21 protein-coding genes are annotated in these 25,050 nt (G+C 72.2%); 9 read left to right on the top strand and 12 right to left on the bottom strand.

The annotated features are described in order from the left end of the window. Positions 1 to 56 precede the first annotated feature (56 nt). From ACWGDE_RS06360 to ACWGDE_RS06340, 5 genes are all read right to left on the bottom strand, one after another. The gene (locus ACWGDE_RS06360; protein WP_453387822.1) at positions 57 to 1,253 is read right to left on the bottom strand and encodes a glycosyltransferase; all 1,197 of its coding nucleotides are present in this window, start codon (positions 1,251 to 1,253) and stop codon (positions 57 to 59) included. 6 nt (positions 1,254 to 1,259) lie between these two features. Continuing rightward, positions 1,260 to 2,864 (bottom strand): ArnT family glycosyltransferase, encoded by a 1,605-nt coding sequence (locus ACWGDE_RS06355; protein WP_453387830.1) that lies wholly within the window; start codon positions 2,862 to 2,864, stop codon positions 1,260 to 1,262. Between the two features lie 170 nt (positions 2,865 to 3,034). Then, entirely contained in the window at positions 3,035 to 4,309 is a 1,275-nt protein-coding gene (locus ACWGDE_RS06350; protein ID WP_453387821.1) for a glycosyltransferase, read from the bottom strand. Between the two features lie 275 nt (positions 4,310 to 4,584). Beyond that, entirely contained in the window at positions 4,585 to 6,648 is a 2,064-nt protein-coding gene (locus ACWGDE_RS06345; protein ID WP_453387820.1) for a thioredoxin domain-containing protein, read from the bottom strand. Between the two features lie 64 nt (positions 6,649 to 6,712). Further along, on the bottom strand, positions 6,713 to 7,456 hold the full coding sequence (locus ACWGDE_RS06340; protein WP_453387819.1) for a DUF4344 domain-containing metallopeptidase: 744 nt from the start codon (positions 7,454 to 7,456) through the stop codon (positions 6,713 to 6,715). A 124-nt stretch (positions 7,457 to 7,580) separates the two neighbouring features. Here ACWGDE_RS06340 and ACWGDE_RS06335 point away from each other — a divergent pair, with 124 nt between their 5' ends. Beyond that, a complete protein-coding gene (locus ACWGDE_RS06335; RefSeq protein WP_453387818.1) occupies positions 7,581 to 10,904 on the top strand; it encodes a tetratricopeptide repeat protein in 3,324 nt (1,107 codons plus the stop codon). Positions 10,905 to 11,022: 118 nt separating this feature from the next. Here the strand turns inward: ACWGDE_RS06335 and ACWGDE_RS06330 are convergent, their stop codons facing one another. The 3 genes from ACWGDE_RS06330 to ACWGDE_RS06320 are packed head-to-tail and all read right to left on the bottom strand — an operon-like array spanning position 11,023 to position 13,408. Then, on the bottom strand, positions 11,023 to 11,241 hold the full coding sequence (locus ACWGDE_RS06330; RefSeq protein ID WP_453387817.1) for a hypothetical protein: 219 nt from the start codon (positions 11,239 to 11,241) through the stop codon (positions 11,023 to 11,025). A gap of 2 nt (positions 11,242 to 11,243) precedes the next feature. After that, positions 11,244 to 12,125 (bottom strand): mycothiol conjugate amidase Mca, encoded by an 882-nt coding sequence (mca, locus tag ACWGDE_RS06325; RefSeq protein ID WP_453387816.1) that lies wholly within the window; start codon positions 12,123 to 12,125, stop codon positions 11,244 to 11,246. After that, a complete protein-coding gene (locus ACWGDE_RS06320) occupies positions 12,122 to 13,408 on the bottom strand; it encodes an RNA-guided endonuclease InsQ/TnpB family protein (protein ID WP_453387815.1) in 1,287 nt (428 codons plus the stop codon). Before ACWGDE_RS06320 ends, mca begins: the two co-directional genes overlap by 4 nt. 151 nt (positions 13,409 to 13,559) lie before the next feature. Here ACWGDE_RS06320 and ACWGDE_RS06315 point away from each other — a divergent pair, with 151 nt between their 5' ends. Together ACWGDE_RS06315 and greA are read left to right on the top strand one after the other, a co-directional pair. Further along, on the top strand, positions 13,560 to 13,973 hold the full coding sequence (locus ACWGDE_RS06315; RefSeq protein WP_453387814.1) for a DUF4307 domain-containing protein: 414 nt from the start codon (positions 13,560 to 13,562) through the stop codon (positions 13,971 to 13,973). A 184-nt stretch (positions 13,974 to 14,157) separates the two neighbouring features. Then, positions 14,158 to 14,655: a transcription elongation factor GreA gene (greA, locus tag ACWGDE_RS06310; protein WP_453387813.1), complete on the top strand. Its 498-nt coding sequence runs from the start codon at positions 14,158 to 14,160 to the stop codon at positions 14,653 to 14,655. Positions 14,656 to 14,769: 114 nt separating this feature from the next. Here greA and ACWGDE_RS06305 read toward each other — a convergent pair whose 3' ends face one another. The 3 genes from ACWGDE_RS06305 to ilvA all read right to left on the bottom strand — a co-directional run bounded on the left by ACWGDE_RS06305 (position 14,770) and on the right by ilvA (position 18,057). Continuing rightward, complete coding sequence (locus ACWGDE_RS06305; RefSeq protein WP_453387812.1) at positions 14,770 to 15,627, bottom strand: ABC transporter permease; 858 nt, start codon at positions 15,625 to 15,627, stop codon at positions 14,770 to 14,772. Further along, positions 15,624 to 16,649, bottom strand: coding sequence for an ATP-binding cassette domain-containing protein (locus tag ACWGDE_RS06300; protein ID WP_453387811.1), 1,026 nt, complete (start codon positions 16,647 to 16,649; stop codon positions 15,624 to 15,626). The genes ACWGDE_RS06305 and ACWGDE_RS06300 overlap by 4 nt, the downstream gene beginning before the upstream one ends. Before the next feature lie 175 nt (positions 16,650 to 16,824). After that, complete coding sequence (gene ilvA, locus ACWGDE_RS06295) at positions 16,825 to 18,057, bottom strand: threonine ammonia-lyase (RefSeq protein WP_453387810.1); 1,233 nt, start codon at positions 18,055 to 18,057, stop codon at positions 16,825 to 16,827. A gap of 298 nt (positions 18,058 to 18,355) precedes the next feature. Here ilvA and ACWGDE_RS06290 point away from each other — a divergent pair, with 298 nt between their 5' ends. The 3 genes from ACWGDE_RS06290 (at position 18,356) to ACWGDE_RS06280 (ending at position 19,704) form a co-directional block, all read left to right on the top strand. Next, positions 18,356 to 18,877: a MarR family winged helix-turn-helix transcriptional regulator gene (locus tag ACWGDE_RS06290; protein WP_453387809.1), complete on the top strand. Its 522-nt coding sequence runs from the start codon at positions 18,356 to 18,358 to the stop codon at positions 18,875 to 18,877. A gap of 105 nt (positions 18,878 to 18,982) precedes the next feature. Continuing rightward, a complete protein-coding gene (locus ACWGDE_RS06285) occupies positions 18,983 to 19,456 on the top strand; it encodes a sigma factor-like helix-turn-helix DNA-binding protein (RefSeq protein ID WP_453387808.1) in 474 nt (157 codons plus the stop codon). Then, positions 19,453 to 19,704 (top strand): hypothetical protein, encoded by a 252-nt coding sequence (locus ACWGDE_RS06280; RefSeq protein ID WP_453387807.1) that lies wholly within the window; start codon positions 19,453 to 19,455, stop codon positions 19,702 to 19,704. The genes ACWGDE_RS06285 and ACWGDE_RS06280 overlap by 4 nt, the downstream gene beginning before the upstream one ends. Positions 19,705 to 19,820: 116 nt before the next feature. On the opposite strand, the gene ACWGDE_RS06275 is transcribed toward ACWGDE_RS06280, so the two are convergent. Beyond that, on the bottom strand, positions 19,821 to 20,978 hold the full coding sequence (locus tag ACWGDE_RS06275) for a cystathionine gamma-synthase (RefSeq protein ID WP_453387806.1): 1,158 nt from the start codon (positions 20,976 to 20,978) through the stop codon (positions 19,821 to 19,823). A gap of 112 nt (positions 20,979 to 21,090) precedes the next feature. Between ACWGDE_RS06275 and ACWGDE_RS06270 the strand changes: the two genes are divergently transcribed. The 3 genes from ACWGDE_RS06270 (at position 21,091) to ACWGDE_RS06260 (ending at position 25,031) form a co-directional block, all read left to right on the top strand. After that, positions 21,091 to 22,197, top strand: coding sequence for a hypothetical protein (locus ACWGDE_RS06270; protein WP_453387805.1), 1,107 nt, complete (start codon positions 21,091 to 21,093; stop codon positions 22,195 to 22,197). Positions 22,198 to 22,290: 93 nt separating this feature from the next. Continuing rightward, positions 22,291 to 23,901 carry a M48 family metalloprotease gene (locus ACWGDE_RS06265; protein WP_453387804.1) on the top strand — a complete coding sequence of 537 codons (1,611 nt, stop codon included), beginning with the start codon at positions 22,291 to 22,293 and terminating at the stop codon, positions 23,899 to 23,901. After that, on the top strand, positions 23,889 to 25,031 hold the full coding sequence (locus ACWGDE_RS06260; protein ID WP_453387803.1) for a hypothetical protein: 1,143 nt from the start codon (positions 23,889 to 23,891) through the stop codon (positions 25,029 to 25,031). The genes ACWGDE_RS06265 and ACWGDE_RS06260 overlap by 13 nt, the downstream gene beginning before the upstream one ends. Positions 25,032 to 25,050 lie beyond the last annotated feature (19 nt).

Here is a 25,050-nt window from a genome sequence, read left to right as displayed (position 1 = left end):
CCGGATCTTCCCTCGCATGGAGACGTTCCTTTCGGTACGGGGCCCTTCGGTGCGGCTCACCTCGGGTGGGTACGGCCTGCCTTGCGCGGGAGGTAGACGAGCGCTTCCGTCGCCGCGAACCGCAGGACGAACGTGAGGACCAGCGCGAACGCGGTCGCGGGCAGCACCCCGAAGCCCAGCTCGGCGACGAGCAGGGCGATCAGCGGGATGCGCAGCAGCAGATCGGCATTGGCCAGCAGCGCGAACCGGCCGGCCCGGTCCGCCCAGTGGCGGTGGGAGCGGCGGTCGCGGAACAGCAGGGTCTCGATGAGCAGGAAGTTCCACAGCACCCCGGCCTGGTTCGCCGCCACCTCCGCGAGGAGGTAGTTCATGCCGGCGTGCGTGAGCAGCCACAGTGCGGCCAGGTTCGGGACGAAACCGGAGAGCCCGACGAGACCGAAGCCGATCATGCGGGCGAACGGGGTCGCCGAGCGCAGCGCGGCGAGGTGGGTGAGGAAGCGCAGGCCCTCGCGGGCCGTGGACTTCGACTCGCCCGCGTACCGGTCCTGGAAGACGAACGGCACCTCGGCGACGCGCGCCGGCCGGCAGCGCACGGCCAGCTCCAGCAGGATCTTGTAGCCGAGCGGCTTGAGCACGTCCGCCGTCACGGCCGTGCGGCGCATCGCGAAGAAGCCGCTCATCGGATCGCTGATCCCGCGCAGGGCCCGCGGGAACAGCCCCTTCGCCAGCCAGGTCGCACCGCGCGACACGGCGATCCGGTAGCTTCCGGCGAGCCCCTCCCGGCTGCCCCCGGCGGTGTAGCGGGAGGCGACGACCAGGTCGGCGCCGGTGCGCTCGCCCTCGCCGACGAGTTCGGGTACCAGGTGGGGCGGATGCTGGAGGTCGCCGTCCATGACCACGATCCAGTCGGTGCCCGCCCGTTCGATCCCCGCCACGACCGCCCCGCCGAGGCCCCCCTCGGGACTCTCCCGGTGCAGGACCGCCACCGGGAAGGCGCACGCCGCGGCCGCCTTCTCGATGACGGCCGGCGTGTCGTCCGTGGAGTCGTCGACGAACAGCACCTCGCAGGGCAGGTGCGCGGGGAGCGCCGCACCGATCCGGCGCAGCAACTCCGCCACGTTCCCGGCCTCGTTGAAGGTCGGGACGATGAGGGTGACACTGCCCGGGGCGGGCGTCTCCGAGCGGCCCGGCAGCACCGGAGCCGCCGGCTCCGGGCCGGTCGGGACGTGCGGGGTCCACAGGTCTTCGCTCATGCCGGATCAGCTCCCGTTGACGACGCGGTCGGTGCGACTGGTTTCGATGCGGCTGGTTTCGATGCGCCGTATCTCGATGCGGTCCTCGCCCTCGCCGAAGACGGCGACCGGCGTCGAATGTTCCAGTGCGGCCTTCACGTTGGGCAGCGTCGCCGCGTCCCTGCGGACGGTGGGCGAGGAGACGACGTAATCGACGTCCTGCCAGCCGCGCGGCATCGTCCTGGTCACGGCCGGGTCCAGGTCCGCCTTGTAGAACCAGATGGCGCCCAGCCCGGGATCGAAGCCGTGGTGCACGGCGTCCAGCCACAGGGCGTCGTCGACCAGGACCCGGGTCCCGGCCGGGTCGCGCACCTCGTGCCCGAGCCAGGCCGCGGCCTGCCGGTACGGGACGTTCGCGTCGACCGTGAGGGCCGTACGGTCGCCCTCGTACCAGCGCGGCAGGACGTACACGGCGGCCGAGGCGGCCAGTACGCCGAGCAGGACCCGCCTGCCGTGGGTGAGCGCGCGCCGCTCCCCCGCCGCACGGCGGCCGCGCAGCACGGCGTGCGCGATTCCCGCCGCGGCCCCGGCGAGGACCAGCGCCAGGAACGGCAGCGCCTGGATCACGTACATCGCCGGGAGGTAGCCGGAGGGCCGCAGCGCGACGAGTGCCAGCAGGACGGCGGCCAGTGCCGGGCCGGCGAGCGCCCGCGCGGCGGTCGACCGGACCGAGGCGGCCAGGAGCAGGACGGCGCAGGCCAGTCCGCCGAGCGGCAGCACGGTGTCGTAGTACAGCCAGGACCGCAGGACCCCGTGCGAGCCGGAGCCGGGGTCCAGGACGAACCCGGAGCCGGCGCGGCCCATCTGGTACGTGATGCCGTCGATGAGGGAGACGTGGCCGGAGCCGGGCAGCAGCTCCCCGTTGAGCAGTGCGTAGAGCGGGTACGTCAGCCCGATGAGCGCGCAGGCGGTGACGGCTCCGGTGACGGCGAACTTGCGGGTGTCCCGGTGGCTGTGACGCCACATGGTCACCATCAGCGCCGGCAGCACCACCAGCATCGTCTCCTTGGTCAGGACGGCGGTGGCGGCCGCCAGCCCCGACGCGAAGTGGTGCCACAGGTGGCGGCGGGGGGACGCGGCGAGGCAGAAGGCCAGCAGCATCCACACCGCGGCGAGGTTGTCGAGGAAGATCTCCCGCCGCAGCACGACGCAGAGCGGGGACAGCCCGAACAGGACCATGGCCAGGGCGGCCGCCCAGCGCGGCAGCCGGAGCCTGAGCGCCAGCACGTACAGCAGCACCGAACCGGCGGCGGAGACGGCGAGCATCGAGAACCGCATGGGCGCCACGGTCATCGAGTCGGGCACGAACAGGGACGGCAGGTAGGTCAGCCCCGCGATCTGGATCCAGCCGAGGGGCGGATGGTCGTACCAGTACGTGTAGTGCGCCAGCCCCCGGCCCTCCTGGACGGCCCAGGCCTGCGCCAGATACGTGCCCTCGTCGTCGCTGAGGGCCGGGAAGCCGGTGAGGTTCCAGCCCTGGACGAGCGTGATCGCGAGCAGCAGCACCCCGCAGAGGAGCAGGTCGGGGCAGGAGGAACGGAACCGGACCGGTCCGGTGCGCGGGGCTCGCACGGTGGACGCGGCGCCGGCCGGTCCCCGGCGCTGGGCGGGGACCCTCGGCGGGGCGGAAGCCGGGGCCTGGGCCTGGGCCTGGGCCTGGGCTTGGGACGAAGTCGCGGTCGCGGTCGGGTCGGTCGCGGCCGGCCGGGGCTCCGGATCAGTGGCCGTGGGCACGGTGGTGGTCACTGGTGACTGTCCTCTCGGCTCGACGCGAGCGACCCGGCGAGGTGCGCCCCGGTGTGACTGGTGAGCTCCCACTCGTTGCGCCCGCGCTGCTCGCGCCAGACCGCCCGGATCGCCGCGCCCGCCAGCATCACCTGGTAGAACGGGCCGCCCGCCACGAGCTTGACGTAGTGCGGGAAGCGCACGCGCAGTCCGTACTGACGGCCGAAGTCGTGCAGGCCGACGATCTCGAAGACGAAGGTGACCATCGCGGTGATCATCGGCAGGAAGGTGACGATCGCGATCCCCACGGGCACGTCCAGGAAGAGCGCGACGGCGAAGTTCAGCGGGATCACCACCCCGGAGGTGGCCTGCATGAACGGGGTCATCAGCGTGTAGCGGGCCAGCCAGCGCTGACCCCGGCCGGGCAGCCGGTGCCAGTCCTTCTTCCGGTACACCTGCAGGAAGCCCTGATTCCAGCGGGTCCGCTGCTTGAGCAGGCTCAGCAGCGAGCCCGGGGTCTCCTCGCGGGTGACCATGTCGCTGTCGTAGGCGACAACCACCTTCTTGCCCACGGAAGACAGCCGCACGCCCAGATCGCAGTCCTCGGCGAGGCAGTTCTGGTCCCAGCCGCCCACCTCGCGCAGCACCTCGGTGCGCACGAAGACGGTGTTGCCGCCGAGCGGGATGAACCCCTTCTCCGCGTGCAGGTGCAGGCGCGAGCGGAACCAGAAGAAGTACTCCAGGCAGTTGCGCAGGCTGTACCAGCTGGAGTGGAAGTTGATGAGCTGCACCCCGCCCTGCACCACGTCGGCGCCGGTGGCGCGGAAGGCGTGGTCCACGTGGGCGAGCAGCTCCGGGTGGACCTGGTCCTCGGCGTCGAAGACCCCGACGATGTCGCCCCGACAGTGCGGCAGGGCGGTGTTCAGGGCCTTGGGCTTGTTCTTGACCTCGTTGTGGTCGGTGACGACCCGTACGAGACCGGGCGCCCCGGCGGCGGCCCGCTCCGCCACGGCGGCCGTCTCGGGGTCGTCGTGGCCGACGATCACGATGATCTCGTAGTCGCGGTGGCTCGATTCGAGCAGCCGGTCGATCGTGTGCTCCAGGACCGCCTGCTCGTGGCGGGCCGGCAGGAGCAGCGAGAAGGCCAGCCGGCCGCCGCCGTCGGGGCGGTCGAAGCGGGTCGAGGCCAGCGTCTCGGGCGTGCGCCACGCGTGCATCTGCCACCAGAGCGTGAACGCGGCCATCCAGAAGAGCACGAGTGACACGACAGAAATGAACACGGATGTGAACAAAGCGTCCCCCACAGACACGCCGCATCCCCAGGCGGCGAACGTCGAACCCCCCAAGGGCGGCGCTCGGCGGGCCCCCCGGCCCGCCACCGCACCCGCCCATTTCCCCCTGCGCAGCCCCCCGCTGCGCGCCGGCCGCCGTCACCGACGGCGACCGATCGGTTGCTCCGAAGCCATGAGACTAGGCGGCGAACGTGAAGCCGAGTCACCCCGCCCGATAAAAACCACGTTTCCGGACTGATCTACAGGCAACCGGAATTGGCGCTACTCCGACCACTTCAGGGACGAACCGCCCCCAACTGCTCGGCCAGCTCGACCGGGTCCGTCGTAGGCCGCGCGCAGACGAAATGTCGACACACGTACGCCGTCGGGAGGTCGCGTACGAGAGTGCGCTCGGCCAAGAGGGGGAACTCGCCCCCGCTGCCGTCCGCCGCGCGCGGCAGCCCGGTCGCCACCACCGCCCCGGGAGCCGTCCCCAGCAACGCGGTCCGGTGCAGTTCCGCCCGCGCCGGATCCTCCGGGTGCCCGACGACGGCCACCTCGCGCGGCCCGTCCACGAGCGCCTCGGCCACCGCCAGCCCGTGCCCGATGAAGCGCGGAGCGCGCGGGCCGAGCGCGTGCACCACGGCGAGCGCCCGCTCCGCCGCCGTACGGTGCGGCTCCGATCCGGTGTGCGCGGCGTACGAGAGCAGCGCGCCCGCGGCGGCGGTCCAGCCGGACGGGGCCGCCGTGTCGGTCGGATCCTGGGGCCGGCGGATCAGCTGCTCGGCGTCGTGCGCGGTGTCGTACAGCGATCCGTCCTCGGCGGTGAACCGGTCCAGGACCAGATCGACGAGGAACCCGGCGAACTCCAGCCAGACCCCCTCCCCCGTGACGGCGGCCAGGGCCAGGAACCCCTCGGCCACGTCCCCGTAGTCCTCCAGCACCCCGGCGTTGACCCCGACGTGCCCGTCCTTGCTGGTCCGCGCGAGCCTGGCCCGCCCGGCCGCCGCGTCGAAGTGGACCCGTACGAGGAGATCCGCGGCCTCGGTCGCCCGCTCGACCAGATCGGGCCGGTCGAAGAAGGCCCCGCACTCGGCGAGGGCGGCGACGGCGAGCCCGTTCCAGGCCGCGACGATCTTGTCGTCCCGCCCAGGCGCGGGCCGCGCGGCGCGGGCGGCGAGCAGCCTCTCCTTGATCCCGGCGAGCCGCTCGGGCTCGACGTCCGGCCCGTCCGCGGGGAGTTGCAGTACGGACGTCCCGTGCTCGAAGGTCCCCTCCTCGGTCACCCCGAAGCAGGCGACGGCCAGCTCCCCTTCCTCCTCGCCGAGCACCTCCCTCAACTGGGCGGGAGTCCAGGCGTAGTAGGCCCCCTCCACGTGCTTCCCGGTGTCCGGGTCCTCGCTGTCGGCGTCGAGCGCGGAGGCGAACCCGCCCTCGGAGGTGCGCAGTTCACGCACCATGAAATCGGCCGTCTCCAGGGCCACGCGACGGGCGAGGTCCGATCCGGTGGACCGCCACAGGTGCGCGTACACCCGACAGAGCAGCGCGTTGTCGTAGAGCATCTTCTCGAAGTGCGGAACGACCCACTCCCGGTCCACGGAGTAGCGCGCGAACCCGCCCCCGAGCTGGTCGTAGATACCGCCCCGCGCCATGGCCTCACACGTGTCGGCGGCCATCTGCAGCGCCCCCTCGGACCCGGTCCGGGCGTGGTGGCGCAGCAGGAACTCCAGCACCATGGACGGCGGGAACTTCGGCGCCCCGCCGAATCCGCCGTGCGTCGAGTCGTACTCCCGCACCAGCCCGAGCAGCGCCTGCCCGAGCTCCTCGGGCCCGGGCGTGCCCGCCTTCCCGTAGTCGAGCTTGCGCCCCGCGAGGTCCCGCACGATCCGCTGCGCGACCTCGGCCACCTCGTCGGGCCGCCCCACCCAGGCGGTCCGCACGCCTTCGAGCACCTGCATGAAGGACGGCATGCCGTGCTTGGGCTCGGGCGGGAAGTAGGTGCCGAAGTAGAAGGGCTCGGCCTCGGGCGTCATGAACACGGTCATGGGCCACCCACCCTGCCCGGTGGCGGCCTGCACGGCCTCCATGTACACGGCGTCGATGTCGGGCCGCTCCTCGCGGTCCACCTTGACGTTGACGAAGTGCTCGTTCATATAGGCGGCGGCCAGCTCGTCCTCGAAGGACTCGTGGGCCATGACATGGCACCAGTGGCAGCTCGAGTAGCCGACGCTGAGCATCACCGGCACACCGCGCTCCCGTGCCTCCGCGAAGGCCTCCGGGGACCAGGGCCACCAGTCGACGGGATTGTCGGCGTGCTGGAGCAGGTACGGGGAGGTCTCGTTCGCGAGGCGGTTCGGCATGGGGCCATCCTGCCGCACGGGATCACCGCGCGTGACGACCCGGCGCCGGTGTCCCACGGGTCGGTCAGTGCCGCAGGAGGGGGGTCAGGTGGTGGGTCCAGGTGTCTCGGGTGTGGGTCCAGGTCGTGGTGCAGGTCGTGCGGGACTCGGTGGCCAGGTCCTTGTGCTTCCCGGGGAACGCGCCGTGGACCGCGCAGCGGTGGGATTCCGCGCGGGTGGCGTCCGGGGCGTGTTCGTCCGTGGGGTCGGGGGCCCTTTCGGCGGCGGCCGAGCGGTCGTAGGCGCGGGCCGCCGTCAGGAGGGTGTCGTCGCCCTCGGGGTCGCGGAGCAGGAGCGCCACCTGGGCGAAGCGGTCGGCGGCGTCCTCCTCGGCGCGCGCTCCCTCGTCCGGGAGGTCCAGGGCGTCGATGAGGGCGTGGCCCGCCTCGTGGTAGACGGTCTCGCGGACGAGCTCGGACAGGTCCTCGTCGCGCGGGACCGTGTCCCGTTGCTCGGCGAGGTCGTCGTAGCAGAGCTCGATGCGGCGGGTCCCGGGGTCGTAGCCGGTGCCCTCCCCGTGGCAGGACCGGGCGACGACCATGACCCGGTACGGGAGGTCGACCCAGGCGTTGAGGTCGGCGAGGGTGAACTCGGCGGTCTTCCAGTTGGTGAGGAAGCGGTGGTCGGCATCGTCGGCCGGGTCGGGTTTCTCGTAGCGGAGTACGAAACCCCGGTCGGGCAGGGGCTCTTGCGGCCACCCGCATCCGGCCGCCGAGGCCAGCAGCAATGCCGTCGCACACAGTCCTGGAATCCCCCAGCGTCTGCTCACCGTGCCACCATATGCGACCGGTTGCGCGTCAACTCCCTCTGAACTAGCTCAGATTCCCTCGCGCTCGCGACCGTACCGGCGGACACTTGTGGCACGGTGCCGGAGCTCTCTGAGGGGGATGCCGATGCGGGACAGCCATCGCGGTGAGGCCGAGCGACTGCTGGGACGGGCCGTGGACGAGGAGGCCCGGCGGGGAGCGGGCGGGGCCGCCGGAACCCCGGAGGCCAAGGCCGCGCTGCTCGCACGCGGCAAGGAGGCGCTGGACGCGCTGGCGGCGAGCGCGGCGACGGAGTACGAGGCGTACGTGCGGGCCCTGGACGAGGCCGCGGCGGGGGACGAGTCGCTGGGCGAGGCCTTCCGGCGTGCGAACACCTCGACGGCGTTGCTGGTGACGGCCGTGGCCGCGGTCGCCGCCGTCGGGGCCGACCTGGCCTTCGGCGTGGAGCTCGGCACGGCGCTGACCGCCGGGGCCGTCGCGGGGGTGGCCGGGGCGACGGCGACCGTGGCCAAGGTGACCGCCCTGCACCTGCCGGCGGCGAACCGGCGGGCCGGGGAGCTGGGCCGTCCGGGCGGGCCGGAGCAGTTGAAGCTGCAGTGGCTGTCGGCGCTGGAGGTGCGCGGGGTACGGCCGTTCGTGGAGCAGCAGCGCAAGGTGGCCGCTGCCGCCCGCACCTCCCACCCCAACCTCGGCTCCCTCTCCCCCGTGAACGGGAGCGTCGGCGGCGGTCCCCTCCAGTCGCGTCAGAGCAACCGCAGTGCCGAGGCCCGCCGGCGCAGCATGCTGGAGCAGTCGTTCGGTCAACTGCCGCAGCTGGACGGGGTGTTCGTGGGACGGCGGGACGAGCTGACCCGTATCGCGCAGTGGGTGCGGACCGCGCGGGCCAGTACCGAGACCCGCCCGGTGGTCGTGGTGCTGCACGGTGAGCCGGGGGTGGGGCGCACCACGCTGGCGCTGCGTGCCGCGCAGGCGTTGCGGGACCAGTTCAAGGGTGCCTGTGTGGTGGACCTGCGCGGTGGTGCGGCGGAGACGCCGCTGCCGACGCGCGAGGCGTTGCTGCACCTGATGAACCGGCTCGGTGCCCCGCGGGAGCAGCTGCTCTTCCGGGAGGGTTCTTCGGCTGAGCAGCAGGTGCGCAGGCTGGGCGAGTTGTACCACCAGCATCTGCAGGGCACGCCGGTGACGGTGGTGCTGGACGATGCGGTCGACGCCGCGCAGGTACGGATGCTCGTGCCCGAGCGCTCGGAGAGCCTGGTGCTGGTCACGGCGCGGGAGCCGCTGGCGCTGCCCGAGGACCTGTCGGCGTGGGTGTATCAGCTGCCGGTGGCGCGGCTGTCGCGGGAGAGCGGCGCGGAGCTGGTCCGGGCGGGTGCGGGGGCCGAGCCCGACGCGGCGGGCGCCGCGACCGAGCCGGACGCGGCGGGCGCCGAGGAGGCCCCGTACCGCGAGGAGACCTTACGGAGGCTGCTCGCGCTGGGCGCCGGGCTGCCGCTCGCGCTGCGGGTGCTGTCCCCCTTGGGGACCGAGCGGCGCCCCGAGGGCCTCGCCGGCGCCGAGGGCCCTGAGGGTGTCGGTGCCTCCCTGGACGCCGCGCTCGACCTCGCCTACGCGGCCCTGCCCGAGGAGCGGCGCCGGCTGCTGCGCCGGCTGACGCTGGCCGGCCGGGCCTCGCTCGGGGCGGCCGCGGCGGCGGCGCTGATCGACGCGGACCAGGTGGAGGCCGGGCGGCTGCTGCGCGAGCTGTCCCGTGCGGGGCTGCTGGACCACGTACGCGGGGACCGGTTCCGGATGCACGACGCGGTGCGTTCGTACGCGGCGGCCCGGCTGGCGGCGGACGAGGACCGGGCCGGGGCCGCGGCGGCGCACGAGCGGCTGATCCGGACGTACGCGCAGCTCGCCGACTCGGTGATCCGGATGGTCGACGGGAAGATGTCCACGCGGGCCAACCACTTCGGGAGCCACGGCTTCGCCTCGCTCGACGCGGCGCTGCGCTGGCTGGACGACGAGTCGAGCTTCATCACGGCGGCGCTGCGGCATTCGGAGGGCGTGGACCAGCAGGCGGTCCTGGATCTGCTGGGTGCGCTGTGCGACTTCTGCCTGCTGCGCGGGGACCTGTACCGGCTCGGCGAGATCAACGAGCTGACGCAGGCCGTCGAGGCGGCCGCCCAGGGAGAGGAGGGGCAGCCGGGGCGGCTGGTCCGCTCGGTGCAGTGGCGTACGGGTATCGCGGCGCGCCAGCTGGGCGAGCTCGACAAGTCCCGCACGACCCTGACCTCGCTGGTGGACAGCTTCATGGAGGCCCACCAGGAGGCGGGGGCGGGCATGGCCCTGGTCTCGCTGGGCATCACCCTGCACCACCAGGGCAATCTCCCCGAGGCCTCGGCCCGCATCCGCGAGGCGATCGCGCTGCAGGCGCCGGAGGAGCTGGCGGGCGACCGGGCGTGGGCCCTGCACGCGCTCGGCGCGGTCGAGCGGGACCGGGCGAACCTCGCGGAGGCGCTGCGGCTGCTGCGCGAGTCGCTCGTCCTGCACCGCGAGAGCGAGAGCGTGCACGGCGAGGCCTGGGCGCACCTCCAGCTGGGGCAGGTGTACCTGCGTCTGGGCGAGGTGGCGCGGGCGGAGGCGGAGCTGCGCCTGGCGCTGGAGCTGTACGGGCGTACGCGCGACGACCGCGGCCAGGCCTGGGCGCTGACCCAGCTGGGCCGGGCCCGGGTCGTGGACGGTGATCCGGAGCCGGCGCTGGAGCGGCTGCGCGACGCGCTGGCCCGGCACCGGGAGGCGGAGGACGCGCGGGGCGAGGCCTGGACGCTGTACTACCTCGGGCAGGCGCTGGAGGAGGCCGGGGAGCGGGACCGGGCGGTGCGGGAGCTGGAGCGGGCGCGCACGATGTTCTCGCGGATGCGGGACGTGTACGGGCTCGCGCACGCCCGCCACCACTCGGGCCGGGTGACGCGCGACCAGCAGGCGGCGCGGACGGGGAGCCTGAAGAACTCGGGCTTCGCCCGTCAGCTGCTCATCGACGCGCGGGCGGATTTCCGGCGGATCGGGCTGGCGCACGGGGAGGCGTGGACCTGCCTGGAGCTGGCGGTGGTGGACGCGGGCAACGCGCGGGTCGCGCAGGCGGTGACCCTGTGCGAGGAGGCGGTGCGGCTGTTCATCTCCTACGGGGACCGGCGCGGGGAGGACTGGGCGCGGTTCCTGCGCTGCACGCTCCTGCCGTACGCGCTTCCGGGAGCCGCGGACGAGGCGCGCACGGAGCTGTCGCGGCTGGCGGAGTCCCCGCACGGGATGCGGGACGGGCGTCTGGAGGACTGCCTGGAGTCCTACGCGATGATCCTGGCGCGCGGGGTGGATCCGTCGGAGGGCTGGCAGGCGTGGCGGCTGTCGCTGGTCCCGAACCTGCATTCGCGGGAGATCATGGGCATCCCGGTGCCGCTTCCCCCGCACTAGGCCACCTGCTCGGCGGTTCCGCCCGCGCGAGAGTCCGCCGCCCCGCCGTTTCTCGGCCGGGCGGCGGTGTCGCATGGAGCGGCGGTGGCACGCAGCGGCGTACGGACGCCGCGGTCCCCTACGGGGTGCGCGTACCGTCCGTCGGGGTGGGCTCCGGGGCTTCCTTGAAGTCGACCCGGCCCATGTGCCGGCTCATCGACTTCATCAGGCCCCATACGCCGAGGGCGAGGGCCGCGAACACGATGAAGCCGAGGATTCCGGGGGTCACCTTGTTCTTGTCGAAGGTGTCACCCGCCAGCGGAAGAAGCTCGTTCAGTGCTGCCTGCGTAGCGCTCATAGCTACGCATTCTCCCGGATGCCCGCGAAGAGGTCGGACTCGGGGAGGGAAGTGTCGACGAGCGACTTCGCCAGCTCGTACTCCTCGGTCGGCCAGACCTCCTTCTGGATCTCCATCGGGACGCGGAACCAGCCGCCGTCCGGGTCGATCTGCGTGGCGTGCGCGATGAGCGCCTTGTCGCGGATCTCGAAGAAGTCGCCGCAGGGCACGTGCGTGGTCAGGGTCCGCTCGGCGCGCTGGAACTCCTTCCACCGCTCCAGCCACTCCGCGTACGGGGATTCCAGGCCGCGGGCCAGGAGCGCCTCGTGGAGGGCGATGGTGCGCGGCTTGTTGAAGCCCTGGTTGTAGTAGAGCTTCTGCGGCCGGTACGCCGGGCCGAACTCGGCCTCCGGGTACTTCTCGGTGTCGGCCGCGTGCTCGAAGGCCACCATCGTGATCTTGTGGGTCATGATGTGGTCGGGGTGCGGGTAGCCGCCGTTCTCGTCGTACGTGGTGATGACCTGCGGCTGGAAGGCGCGGATCTTCTTCACCAGTTCGCCGGCCGCCTCGTCGAGGTCCGCGAGGGCGAAGCAGCCCTCGGGCAGCGGCGGCAGCGGGTCGCCCTCGGGCAGCCCGGAGTCGACGTATCCCAGCCATTCCTGGTCGACGCCGAGGATCTCGCGCGCCTCGTCCATCTCCTTGGCGCGCACCTCGTGGATGTGCTCCTCGATGTACTTGTCGCCCTGGAGCTTGGGGTTGAGAACGGATCCGCGCTCACCGCCCGTGCAGGTCACCACCAGCACGGACACCCCCTCGGACACGTACTTGGCCATCGTGGCCGCGCCCTTGCTCGACTCGTCGTCGGGGTGGGCATGGACGGCCATCAGTCGAAGCTGCTCGGTCAAGACAGGATCCTCTTTGAGTCGTTCAGGCGGGCGCCTTCTATATTGAATCCTCCCCGATCCTGAGGGTCGGGGATTCCTGGCTCACGTCGGCTGTGGACCTGCGGCCCCTCAGCTCTTACACGATCGGCACCAGCCGGGTCGAGACCAGCCCGGACCAGCATCACGCGGGCGGAATTCTTGTCCCTGGGGGACACGGCTTCACACACGGTGCAGGTGTAGGTACGTTCCGAGAGAGGCAGTGCGTGCTTGGTTCTCGCTCCGCACTGCGCGCAGTCCATCGTGGTGTGCGCGGGATGGACCAGGTGCACGATACGCCCGTGCTTGCGGGCCATGTTGATCAGCTCACGCTTAGTGGTGGAGATCGCGGCGTCGGCCGCCTTGCGTGCCATGGCGGACTTGGCGAGGAACTTCGGGCGGAAGTCCTCCACAGCAAGGGCGTCGTGGTCGCGGACGACCGCCTTGGCCCACTTCCGGGCGCCGTCCTGGCGTTGCCGGGCCACTTTCCTGTAGAGCTTCGCCGTCAGCTTCCTCGCCGCCCGGTAGCCTTTCGACCCGCGCCTGCCCTTCGCCGGTTTCCGGCGGGCCATCATCCGCTGATAGCGCGCGAGCTTGGCAGCGGCCTTCTTGCCGTGCTCGGCGTGCGGGAGGTCATGGAAGTCGCTGGTGGTGGTCGCGGTCTCCGTCACGCCCCAGTCGATCCCGATCACCGTACCCGTTCCCGGGAGTGGCTGGGCTTCGGCGGGGACTACGAAGGACGCGTACCAGTGCCCGAGGGGGTCGCGGTAGATCCGCACGCTCGACGGGGTCGCCGGGAGTGCGCGGGACCACACTACGGTGAGGCTGATGCCGCCCGCCAAGTGCAGGCGGCCGTCCTTGATCCGAAAACCACGCCGGGTGTAGTTCAGGCTCGGATCGGCCTTGGCCTTCTTCTTGTACTTGGGCATTCCCGCCCGCTGCCGCATCGGCAACCGGGCCTTGATGTCTTTCAAGGCTTTGGTGCGGGACCTTCCGAAGTCCCGCACCAACTGCTGCTGCGGAACGCTGCTGCCGTCACCCAACCAGGTGTTGCGGTTGCGGGCTTCAGTCAGCATCTTGTCCAGCCGGGCCGGACCGCATTCCTCGTTCTCAGCCCGGGCCTTCTGCGACCGCGCACAGCATTCGTTCCAGACCCACCGGCAGCGCGCCCACTCGCCCAACAGCTCTGCGAGCGCGGTGGAAGACACGCGAAGCCGGTAGGTGAACCGAGCAAGCCCGGCCACATCCGTCTTTTGCCGTGCCGTCATGCGATCAACCTAACCGAGCCCACTGACAACGCCGGAAAGCGCAGTTCATGGCAGGCGCGAAGAGAGCAGTGGCACTCCGCGTCTACGATGGCGGGACCGCCCTCCCCGGGCTGGGATTTCCGGTGTTCGCCCGTCTCGAAGGGAACGATCGATGAGCGCGGTGCGCGAGGGACTGCCCGAGGGCCGTTACGGCCGGTCGGCGGACGAGCGTGCGGACCGCAAGCTCAAGATCGTCGGTTCGGTGCTGGGCGTCGGGCTGCTCGCGGCGGTCGGCTGGATCGGCTGGGACTACGTCGCCGGGCAGAGCGTCAGTGCCGAGGTCATCAAGTTCAAGGTGGTCTCGGACAGTGCCGTAGAGGTACACCTGGAAGTGCGCAAGGACGCCTCGGTGACCGGGGTGTGCACGCTGAGCTCGCAGGACGAGACGCACGGTGAGGTGGGCCGCGCCGACTTCACGTTCGCGCAGAAGGACAAGCGCGTGGACGAGATGGTGACGCTGAAGACCACCGGGCGGGCCACGATGATCGAACTGATCGGCTGCCGGGCGGCCGGCTCCGCGAACTGAGGGGCAACACGCCGGACGGCGGAGCCGTTCCTTCCGGTGGAGTCGCGTTTCCGGGCTTCCGGGCCGCGCCCTGACGCACTTCACACGCTTCGTGTCCTCCCCCTTCCCCTTCCGAATTGTTAGGCTCGTGGTTTCGTCCGCCGCTGGCGGCTTTTGTAGTCCCCTGTACCGACGAGGAGCACCCGTGACCCAGACGAGCGAAAGCGTCACCTGGCTGACCCAGGCGGCGTACGACCAGCTGAAGGCGGAGCTGGACTACCTCTCTGGTCCCGCACGCACGGAGATCGCGGTCAAGATCGCAGCCGCCCGCGAGGAGGGCGACCTGCGTGAGAACGGCGGTTACCACGCGGCCAAGGAGGAGCAGGGCAAGATGGAGCTCCGCGTCCGTCAGCTGACGCAGCTCCTGGAGAAGGCCAAGGTCGGCACCGCGCCCGCCTCCGACGGTGAGGTGGCCCCCGGCACGCTCGTCACGATCGCCTTCGACGGCGACCCGGACGACACCATGGAGTTCCTGCTGGCCTCGCGCGAGTACGCGTCCTCGGACTTCGAGACGTACTCGCCGCAGTCGCCGCTGGGCACCGGTGTGATGGGCAAGAAGATCGGCGAGGACGCCGAGTACGAGCTGCCGAACGGCAAGAAGGCCTCGGTCAAGATCCTCGACGTCAAGCCCTTCACCGGCTGATCACCCCCCTTCGCAAGATTTCGCCCCGCCGGACTGCCGTCCGGCGGGGCGAAGTGCTTTTCGGGTGCGCCGCGAGGGGCGCCCGGCGGGCCGGGCCGCCTCGCGGCGGGCGGGTCAGGCCGTCGCCGAGCGGTACTTGCGCACCGCCAGGGTCCGGAAGACCACGATGATCAGCAGCGACCAGAGGATGGACGCGATGATCGGGTGCTGCATCGGCCAGGCCTCGGGCGTCGGGTAGCCCTCCGGGAGGTTGCCGAAGAGCTGGCGGGCCGCCTGGACGGTGGCGCTGAAGGGGTTCCACTCCGCGATGTGCCGCAGGAACGTCGGCATGTTGTCGGAGGGGACGAACGCGTTCGAGATGAACGTGAGCGGGAAGAGCCAGATCAGCCCGCCCGAGGTGGCCGCTTCGGGGGTGCGCACCGACAGGCCGATCAGGGCGCCGATCCAGGAGAACGCGTAACCGAGCAGGAGCAGCAGGCCGAAGCCGGCCAGGACCTTCCCGAAGTTCTCGTGGGTGCGCCAGCCGACGATCAGCGCCACGACCGCCAGGACGACGACCGTGAGGGCGGTCTGGACGAGGTCGGCGAGGGTGCGGCCGGTCAGGACGGCGCCGCGGGCCATCGGCAGCGAGCGGAAGCGGTCGATGAGGCCCTTGTGCATGTCGTCCGCGATGCCCGCGCCCGCGCCGGCCGTGGCGAAGGTGACGGTCTGGGCGAAGATGCCCGCCATCAGGAACTCCCGGTAGGCGGCGGGCGAGGTGCTGCCGCCGACGGATATGGAGCCGCCGAAGACGTAGCTGAAGAGGACGACGAACATCACCGGCTGGATCACGCCGAAGATGATCATCTCGGGGATGCGGGACATGCGGATCAGGTTCCGCTTGGCGATCACCAGGGAGTCGTTGACGCCCTGGACGATGCCGCCGCGCGGGCGGGGCGCCGCCAGTTCCGGGGTCGTGGAGGTCAGGGTCACTTCGCCTCCTCCTTCTTCGCCTTGCGGGATCCGCGGCCGCCCTTGGCGTCGGCGGGGGCCTCGCCGTTCTCCTCGGCCGCCAGCTCCGCGGCGTGGCCGGTCAGGGAGATGAACACGTCGTCCAGGGTGGGCCGGCGCAGGCCGATGTCGTCGATCTCGATGCCGCGGCCGTCCAGTTCGCGGATGACCTCGGCGAGCAGTTTGGCGCCGCCGGAGACCGGGACGGTCAGCTTGCGGGTGTGCTCCTCGACGGTGGTCTCGCCCTTGCCGAATCCCGCGAGGACCTCGCGGGCGTCCGCCATGTGCTCGCGCTCGTGCACGACGACCTCGACGCGCTCGCCGCCCGTACGGGCCTTGAGCTGGTCGGAGGTGCCGCGGGCGATGACCTTGCCGTGGTCGACGACGCAGATGTCGTGCGCGAGGTGGTCGGCCTCCTCGAGGTACTGCGTGGTGAGCAGCAGGGTGGTGCCGCCCGCGACGAGTTCCTGGATGATCGCCCACAGCGCCTGGCGGTTGCGCGGGTCGAGGCCGGTGGTGGGCTCGTCCATGAACATCACGGGCGGGCTGACCACGAGGGCCGCCGCGAGGTCGAGGCGCCTGCGCATGCCGCCGGAGTACGTCTTGGCGGTGCGGTCGGCGGCGTCGCCGAGGTTGAAGCGTTCGAGCAGTTCGGCGGCCCGGGCCTTCGCCGCCTTGGAGCTCATCTGGTAGAGCTGGCCGACCATTTGGAGGTTCTCCCGGCCGGTCAGGTATTCGTCGACGGCGGCGAACTGCCCGGAGAGGCCTATCGCGCGGCGGACTTCGTTGGGGTGTTTGAGGACGTCTATGCCCGCCACGACGGCCTTGCCGCTGTCGGGCTGGAGGAGGGTGGTCAGGACGCGTACGGTCGTGGTCTTGCCCGCACCGTTGGGGCCGAGCAGACCGAGGACGGTGCCTTCGGGGACGTCTAGGTCCACGCCGTCCAGTGCCCGTACATCGCCGAAGGTCTTGACCAGGCCTTCGGCGTAGATGGCGCCTGGCATATGGATTCTCCCAGTGTGGATCGGGCGAGCAGAATCGGGACATTCCTACGCAGATCTTATGGGCGCGGGCCTGGGCCCGCCGTTCGGGCGCCACCGTAACGCGTTATATCGCGTACCGCCACGGGTTTTACCCGGACCGTACGGACGTGTGGATCCACGGACGCACGGGGCTCCGCTAGCTCATGACCTTGTAGCCGGCGCTGTGCAGCGATCGGGCGACCTCCGCGCAGTGCTTGGGCCCCTTGGTCTCCAGGTGCAGCTCGACCTCCACCTCCGTGAGCCCGAGCCGCGGGTCGGTCCGTACGTGGCTCACGTCCAACACGTTCGCATCCACCACTGACAGCACCCCCAGCAGACCGGCCAGCGCCCCGGGCCGGTCGGTCACGCGCAGCCGCAGCGAGAGGTAGCGGCCCGCCGCCGCCATGCCGTGGCGCAGGATGCGCTGGAGGAGCAGCGGGTCGACGTTGCCGCCGGACAGGACGGCCACCACCGGGCCGTCGCCGTACAGTTCGGGCTCGCTCAGCAGCGCCGCCACCGGACTGCAGCCGGCCGGCTCGACGACCATCTTCGCCCGCTCCAGGCAGAGCAGCAGGGCGCTGGACAGGGCGTCCTCCGACACCGTACGGACGTCGTCGAGGAGCTCGCCGATGATTTTGAAGGGGACGTCGCCGGGCCGGCCGACCTTGATGCCGTCCGCCATGGTGACCGGGTTGTCGATGGACACCGGGTGCCCGACCTTCAGCGAGGGCGGGTACGCGGCCGCGCCCGCCGCCTGCACGCCGATCACCCGGACGTCCGGGCGCAGCGCCTTCACCGCGACCGCCACACCGGCCGCGAGCCCGCCGCCGCCGATGCCGACGAGGATCGTGCGGACCTCCGGGCACTGCTCCAGGATCTCCAGGCCGACCGTGCCCTGGCCCGCGATGATGTCGCGGTGGTCGAAGGGGTGGATGAACACGGCCCCGGTGCGGTCCGCGTACTCCTGGGCGGCGGCCAGCGTCTCGTCCACGACCTGCCCGTGCATCCGTACCTCGGCGCCGTAGTCCTGGGTCGCGGCCACCTTCGGCAGCGGTGCCCCGACCGGCATGAACACCGTCGAGCGGACCCCGAGGAGCGAGGAGGCCAGCGCCACGCCCTGCGCGTGATTGCCCGCGCTGGCGGCGACGACGCCGGCGGCGCGCTGCTCGGGCCGCAGGCCCGCGATGCGCACGTACGCCCCGCGCAGTTTGAAGGAGCCGGTGCGCTGGAGGTTCTCGCACTTGAGGTGCACGGGAGAGCCGGTGAGGGAGGAGAGGTACCGGCTGCCCTCCATCGCGGTCACCCGGGAGACGCCGGAGAGCATCTTCTGGGCCCCCCGGACGTCGTCGAGGATGACCTGCGGAACGGGCTGCGGCACGCGGTAGTTCATGCGGCCAGTCTCGCAGCCCGCGCGGATCGCGGCGCAGGACGAGATCCCTCCGAGCGGGATGCAGGCGGGATGCGGGCGGGATGCGGCCCGGACGCGGACGGGGCCCGGGCGGACCCGGACGGGACCCGGACGGGACCCGGACGGGACCCGGACGGGCGAAATCCGGCCATCCGGGGCGGCCCGCGCCCGGGCTTCTGCACGGGCCGTATCAGTTCTCGTACGAGGAGTACGAGCCGCCGCACGGCCGCGTACTCTGTCCCCCATCCTTGTCGGCCCCATGCGAAGAGAGCCCACGTCCATGCCCTCCACCTCGGCCAGTTCCGACCTGCCCGCGCCGGCCGGCGCGCCCGCCGAAGCCGGTCTCCTCGACGCGCTCCAGCACCAGGTGGCGGTCTTCGCCCGGCGCGCCGAACAGACCCGTCTGGGCGGGGTCGGCCAGGCCCGCAACTCGATGGACCGGGCGGCGTACCTGCTGCTGAACCGGCTCGACCTGGAGGGGCCGATGGGCGTCAAGGCGCTCGCCGGCGGCATGGGCATCGATTCCTCCACCGTCACCCGCCAGGTCGCGCCGCTCGTCGACAGCGGACTGGTCAAGCGGACCTCGCACCCGGAGGACGGGCGGGCCGTGGTCCTCGCGCTGTCCCCGCGCGGGCTCGCGCGGCTGGAGGAGGTCCGCTCCTCGCGGCGCGAGCTGATGGCCCGGGTGACGGACGGCTGGAGCGAGGACGAGCGCGAGTCGTTCACCGGTCTGCTGACCCGTTTCAACATCTCGCTGTCCGAGCTGATGTCGGCGGGCTCCGAGGCCGGCCCCGCCTCCTGATCCGGGATCGGCCGCGCCGCCCGATCCCGGTGCGACCCGACCGCCCGATCCGGGTACGACCGACCCCTTGACCGGGACGGTCCCGCAGACCGCACTATGTGGACTGTGGACCACGGGCCGGGCCCCTACGCCGAGTTCGAAGCCTTCGTCGCGGGAGCGGCGGGGCGGCTCCTGCGCGTCGCGATCCTGCTCACGGCCGAGGACGAGGACGAGGCACCCGCCGCGCGCGGGCTCCTCGGCGGCGCGCTCGCCCGTACGTACGCGAACTGGCGCAGGCTGCGCGGGGACGATCCGTACGACTACACCCGCCAGGAACTGTGCGCCGCCTTCTTCCGCACCGGCCGCCGCCACCACGGCGGCAGCGGGGTACTGGCACCGCTGGGCCCGCTGGAGCGGCTCGTCCTGGTCCTGCGGATCTACGAGGGGGTCGCCGAGGAGGTCACGGCGGCGCAGCTGGGGCTGCCGCCCGAGCGGGTGCGGGCCCTGTGCAACCGGGCCGTGGCGGCGCTGCGCCCCCGGCACGCGGGCGTACCCGAGGTGGACTCCGGGACCGACGCCCGCCGGAGGGAGGCCGCATGAGCCGCCCGGACCCCAGGGAAGTCCAGGTCAGAGAGTTGCTGGAGGGCCCGTACCCCTCACTGCCGACGGGCTTCGCGGCGGGCGCGGCGGCGCGCGGCGACCGGATGCTGCGGCGCCGCGCGGTGGTCCGCAGGATCGGCTGGACGCTGCTGGCCGCGGCCGTGGTGGCCTTCTTGGTGTGGGCCTCGCTGACGCACGCGTGGACGACCGCGCCGAGCGAGGTCTCCCCGCCGTGGCAGGACTGGTGACCGGACGGTCCCTGAGCTGACTGGGCGGTCCGGGCCCTGAGCTGACCAGGCGGTCCGGGCCCTGAGCTGACCGGGCGGGCCGATCCCCGGGGGGACCGGACCGCCCGTCCCTGCTGCTAGCCCAGCGCCTGCGTCAGATCGGCGAGCAGGTCGTCGACGTTCTCGATGCCGACCGACAGGCGGATCAGGTCCGCCGGGACCTCCAGGGCCGAACCGGCCACCGAGGCGTGGGTCATGCGGCCCGGGTGCTCGATGAGGGACTCGACGCCGCCGAGGGACTCGGCCAGCGTGAAGATCTTGGTGCGGCCGCAGACCGCGACGGCCTCCGCCTCGCCGCCGGTGACCTGGAAGGAGATCATTCCGCCGAAGTTGCGCATCTGCTTGGCGGCGATCTCATGGCCCGGGTGCTCGGGCAGGCCCGGGTAGAGGACCTTGTGGACCTTGGGGTGGCGGGTCAGCAGTTCGGCGACCTTCGTCGCGTTCTCCGCGTGCCGGTCCATGCGCACGGCCAGCGTCTTGATGCCGCGCAGCACGATCCAGGAGTCGAAGGGACCGGCCACGGCGCCCATCGCGTTCTGGTGGTAGGCCAGCTCCTCGCCCAGCGCCGCGTCCGCGGTGACGAGCGCGCCGCCGACGACGTCGGAGTGGCCGCCCATGTACTTGGTCAGCGAGTGCACGACCACGTCCGCGCCGAGCGCGAGGGGCTGCTGGAGGTAGGGGGACGCGAAGGTGTTGTCCACGACCAGCTTGGCGCCGGCCGTCCGCGCGATGTCGGCGACGACGGCGATGTCGGTGATGCCGAGCAGCGGGTTGGAGGGGGTCTCGACCCAGATGACCTTGGTCTTCGGGGTGATGGCGGCCCGTACGGACGCCGGGTCGGAGGTGTCGGCCACCGACCACTCGACGCCCCAGCGGGAGACGACCTTCGCGAAGAGGCGGAACGTGCCGCCGTAGGCGTCGTTGGGGATGACCACGTGGTCGCCCGGGGAGAGCAGCGTGCGCAGCAGGCAGTCCTCGGCGGCGAGCCCGGACGCGAAGGCGAGGCCGCGCCGGCCGCCCTCCAGCGCCGCGAGGTTCTCCTCCAGCGCGGTCCGGGTGGGGTTGCCGCTGCGGCTGTACTCGTAGCCGCCGCGCAGTCCGCCCACGCCGTCCTGCTTGTACGTGGACACCTGGTAGATCGGGGGCACGACCGCGCCGGTCTGCGGGTCCGCCGTATTGCCCGCGTGGATGGCGCGGGTCTCGAAGCTCTGGTGCTCGTGGCTGTCGTCGCTCATGGCCCGATGCTAAGCGGTCACGGGGAGGTGGGGTGCGTTTCCCCACTCTCCCTCGCTCGCCTCCCCCGGCCCCTATTGGCATTCGCGCGGGTGCGTCTGGTTCGCTGGGGTCATGGAGATTCTGTGGTTCCTGCTCGCGATGGCCATGCTCATGGCCGTCGTCGGACCGTTCGTACGGCGCAAGCGCGGCGGCCTGCGCCTGGTCGCGCCCGGCAGCCCGGACGCCGCCGACCCCTCGGACTACGGATTCGCCCGCCAGGAGGACCTCGACGTACGGATCCCCGGCCCCGACCCGGACCTGATGGACGCCCTGGCCAACGTGCAGCGGACCGGGCAGTGGCAGGCCGCCTCCCAGCTGCTGGCGGGCACCCCGAAGGAGGGCGAGGTGCGCTGGCAGCGCGTCCAGGCCTTCGCCGGCTCGGCGGCGCTGGAGCTCTCCCGGGAGCCCGGAACGGGCGCGCGCTGGCTGAAGGCGTGGCGGCTGGAGGCCCCGAAGGACGCGGGCGGCGCGCAGGTGCACGCCGAACTGCTGGCGCAGCAGATGTGGCGGCGCCCGGCGGGCATGAGCGACACCGACCTGCGGATCATCGCGGAGGAGGCCCGGGAGTCCTGCCGCACGGCCGCACTGCTGGCCCCCGGCGACCCGGTCCCGTACATCGTCGAGCTGTCCGTCGCCCGCGTGCTGCACTACTCCGAGGCCGAGTACGACGCCCTGTGGGCGGAGATCATCGAGCGGGCGCCGCAGCACATGGGCGCGCACCTGGCCGCGCTGAACTACTGGTGCGAGAAGTGGCACGGCTCCCGGGAGAAGGCCGACGCCTTCTCCCACTTCGCGGCGGCCCGCGCCCCGCAGGGCTCGCTGCTGGCGGCGCTCCCCCTGTTCGCGCTGTACGAGCACGTGCCCGACGTCATCCTGGTCAACAGCTTCCACCAGAGCGCGGCCGTGACCCGGGCGGTGGAGGGCGCGCTGTACGCCGTCCACAGCGCCCGCGCCGACGACCCGATGCTGGCGCACGTACGCCACCTGCTCCTCCTCTTCCTGGTCGGCGGCGAACGCTGGGCGGAGGCGATGGACCAGGTCCGGCACGTCGACGGCTACGTGGGCGCCCTCCCCTGGACCACCAACGAGGACCCGGCGGCCTCGTACGCGGTCTACCGCGCCCTGGCGGTGGCCGGCTACGAAGCGAACGGCGGCTCCCCGGCGACGCTGCCGCACTGACGGACGACCCCGCCCCCCGCGGTACCGAACCCCGGCCATAAGGTTCGCGTAAGCAACACCGCACCGCTTCGTCCCGTGGGGGGATCTGTCCATATGGGCGCTTCACTGCGCGCCTTGCGCGCCCTCGTCCTGCTCGCCGGCTTCTATTTGCTCGGCGTCGTCCTGCTCGCCGTCCTCGCCGGCGTCGTCCTCGGCGCCGAGTCGGCCGGACTGCACGGCCCGGGCCTGTTCAAGCTGTTCCTCGCCGCCGGCGTGCTCGCCGTCCCGATCGTGCGCGGCATGTTCATGCTCCGCCTCCCGGCACCGGACCCGCTCCCCGGCGTCCCCGTCACCGAGCGGCAGGAACCCGCCCTGTGGCAGGCCGTGCGGGACGTCGCCGCACAGGTCGGAACCCGGGCGCCCGACGAGATCGTGCTGATTGCGGACGTCAACGCCGCCGTCACCGAGGACGCCAAACTGCTCGGTCTGCTCCCGGGGACCCGCCGCCTGTACATCGGTCTGCCGCTGATGACGGGCATGGACGAGATGCGGCTGCGCGCCGTGCTCGCCCACGAGATGGGCCACTACGCCAACCTCGACACCCGCCTCACCCCGCTGATCCGGCGCGGCCGCGTCCAGCTGCTGCGCACCGTCGACACCTTCAACGACCGCTCCGACGCCAAGATCGCCAAGGAGCGGGCGAAGCAGGAGAAGAAGGCCGCGAAGCGGATCGCGGCCGGCAAGAAGGCCAAGGAGATCGACACCACCGGCAACGGCGCCATGTACCGCGCGATGGCAAAGATCTACACCGGCTACGGGGACTTCTACCAGCGCGCGACGCTCGTGGACTCCCGCCGCCAGGAGCTCGCCGCCGACCTGGCCGCCGTTCGCGTCGCGGGCCGCGACTCCGCCGCCTCCGCGCTGCGCGAGCTCAACGCCATCGGCCCGGCGCACGAGTTCTACATGGACTCCTACGCCACCCTCGGCGTCGGCGCCGAACTGCTGCCGCCCCACGGGCAGGTCTTCGGCGGCCTGCGCCACCTCCTCGACGCCCGCGCCGAAGAGCTGGACGAGATGCGCGCGCAACTGCCGCAGGAGCCGGCCGACCCGTACGAATCCCACCCCGCGCTCGCCGACCGCGTGGCCCGCATCGAGGCACTGCCCGACGACGGCCGCGCCGCCCAGGCCTCCCGGCCCTCGCTGGAGCTGCTCGCCCACGCCGAGACCTCGATGGTCGAGCTGGAGCGGGCCGTCCTGACCCCCGAGGCCTTCGCGATGCGCCGGCTGGAGTGGCCCGACCTGGTCCACGAGAGCATGACCCGCTACGTCGGCCAGGGCTCGCGGGAGTTCCTCGAAGCCGCCGCCGCCGAGGGCGCCGGCTCCGGTCTCGCCTCGCTGCTGGACGCGATCGACGCCGACCCGGCCGTGCGCTGGCGGATCACCGACCGCCTCCCGAGGTCCGAGGAGGCCGCAGCCGCCACGGGCCGCGCGGCCCGCGAGTTCGCCCGCCCGGCGCTGCGCCGCGCGCTGAGCCGGCTGGCCGACACCGAGCTCGCCGAGTGCGGCGCCGCCCGCTGGCAGCTGTCCTGGGAGGACGCGGCCACCCTGCGCTACCCGGCCGACGGCTTCGAGGAAGAGCTGGAGACCGCCCTGACCTCCGCCGTCGCGGACCACCCCGACACCGAACCGCTGCGAAAGCTGGTGCTCCTCCGATGCTCGGTCTGATCATCTTCGGCCTCATCCTGTTCGGCGGGGCCGGCTACCGGTTCATCACCGCCCGCACCAAGACCCTCCAGGGCAGGATCGCCGCCCACCAGGCGGCCTCCGAGGACACGAAGGCCCGTACGGCCGCCGAGAAGGCGGAGAAGAAGGCCCGGGAAGCCGCGGCGGTCGTCGCCCTCGGCTACGTCGCCGAGGCCGACCTCGACACCGAGAACACCCGGCCCGTACGGCCCGAGGAGACGGCGGCGCTCGCCGCGGTCCGCTCCGGCGACTGGGCGGCGGGCAAGGCCTGGATCGACGGGGCCGGTACGGACTGGGAGGAGCGCTGGCAGCGGCTGCGCCCGCTGTCCGACCTGGCCGCGGAGGACGACGCCTGGCTGCTGGCCTGGCGGGCGGCGCGGCCGTCCGACCCGACCGCGGCGCTGGTCGACGCCGACACCGCCGTGCTGGTGGCCTGGAAGGTACGCGGCGGCCAGGCGGGCAGCCGCACGACGCAGGAGCAGTTCCGCCTCTTCCACGAGCTGCTGCTCGTGGCGCAGGAGGCGGTCCACGAGGCCCAGCGGCTCGCCGACCCGGCCGACCCGGTTCCGTACATGGTGGAACAGGCCGTCGCGCAGGGCCTCGGCTACCCGAACGACGAGTACCGCAAGCTGTGGGCGCAGATCACCGCCCGCGACCCGAAGAACCTGAGCGCCCACGCCAACGCGCAGCAGTACTGGGCGCGCAAGTGGCGCGGCTCGCACGAGCTGGCCATGACCGTGGCCCTGGAAGCGGCGGCCTCGGCGGCCCCCGGTGAGCTCCTCACGCTCCCCGCCCTGATCGCGCTCGTCGAGCACGAACTGCACGAGGACGACCTCAAGAAGGAGGTCTTCTTCAAGGAGCCGGCCGCCGTCGCGGCGGTGGACGCGGCCCTCGCCGACCTGGCGGCGGCCGACCCGGAGGACTGGCGGACCCTGCGGCTGCGGCACCTGCTGGCGTGGCTGCTGTTCTGGCAGGACCGGGACGCGGAGGCGCTGGAGCAGTTCAAGGTCATCGACGGGTACATCGGCGCGATGCCGTGGCGCTACTACGGGAAGGCCCGGTACGTGCACGCGCGCGACTGGGTGGTCCGGGAGTGCACGCCGGGATTCTGAGCCCGGGTGGGGGAACGGC

The sequence above is a fragment of the Streptomyces sp. NPDC054956 genome (assembly GCF_053609185.1).
Note: the sequence above shows the minus strand (reverse complement) of the source record. Positions and strands in the feature narration are given on the sequence as shown.

Coding starts and splice junctions, on each gene's coding strand:
- ACWGDE_RS06345 (WP_453387820.1), bottom strand. CDS start 6,648: ATGCCGAACCGCCTCGCGAACGAGACCTCCCCGTACCTGCTCCAGCAC.
- ACWGDE_RS06275 (WP_453387806.1), bottom strand. CDS start 20,978: ATGAGCGACGACAGCCACGAGCACCAGAGCTTCGAGACCCGCGCCATC.
- ilvA (WP_453387810.1), bottom strand. CDS start 18,057: ATGAACTACCGCGTGCCGCAGCCCGTTCCGCAGGTCATCCTCGACGAC.
- ACWGDE_RS06300 (WP_453387811.1), bottom strand. CDS start 16,649: ATGCCAGGCGCCATCTACGCCGAAGGCCTGGTCAAGACCTTCGGCGAT.
- ACWGDE_RS06270 (WP_453387805.1), top strand. CDS start 21,091: ATGGAGATTCTGTGGTTCCTGCTCGCGATGGCCATGCTCATGGCCGTC.
- ACWGDE_RS06335 (WP_453387818.1), top strand. CDS start 7,581: ATGCGGGACAGCCATCGCGGTGAGGCCGAGCGACTGCTGGGACGGGCC.
- ACWGDE_RS06280 (WP_453387807.1), top strand. CDS start 19,453: ATGAGCCGCCCGGACCCCAGGGAAGTCCAGGTCAGAGAGTTGCTGGAG.
- ACWGDE_RS06320 (WP_453387815.1), bottom strand. CDS start 13,408: ATGACGGCACGGCAAAAGACGGATGTGGCCGGGCTTGCTCGGTTCACC.
- ACWGDE_RS06260 (WP_453387803.1), top strand. CDS start 23,889: ATGCTCGGTCTGATCATCTTCGGCCTCATCCTGTTCGGCGGGGCCGGC.
- ACWGDE_RS06265 (WP_453387804.1), top strand. CDS start 22,291: ATGGGCGCTTCACTGCGCGCCTTGCGCGCCCTCGTCCTGCTCGCCGGC.
- ACWGDE_RS06360 (WP_453387822.1), bottom strand. CDS start 1,253: ATGAGCGAAGACCTGTGGACCCCGCACGTCCCGACCGGCCCGGAGCCG.
- ACWGDE_RS06315 (WP_453387814.1), top strand. CDS start 13,560: ATGAGCGCGGTGCGCGAGGGACTGCCCGAGGGCCGTTACGGCCGGTCG.
- ACWGDE_RS06290 (WP_453387809.1), top strand. CDS start 18,356: ATGCCCTCCACCTCGGCCAGTTCCGACCTGCCCGCGCCGGCCGGCGCG.
- ACWGDE_RS06330 (WP_453387817.1), bottom strand. CDS start 11,241: ATGAGCGCTACGCAGGCAGCACTGAACGAGCTTCTTCCGCTGGCGGGT.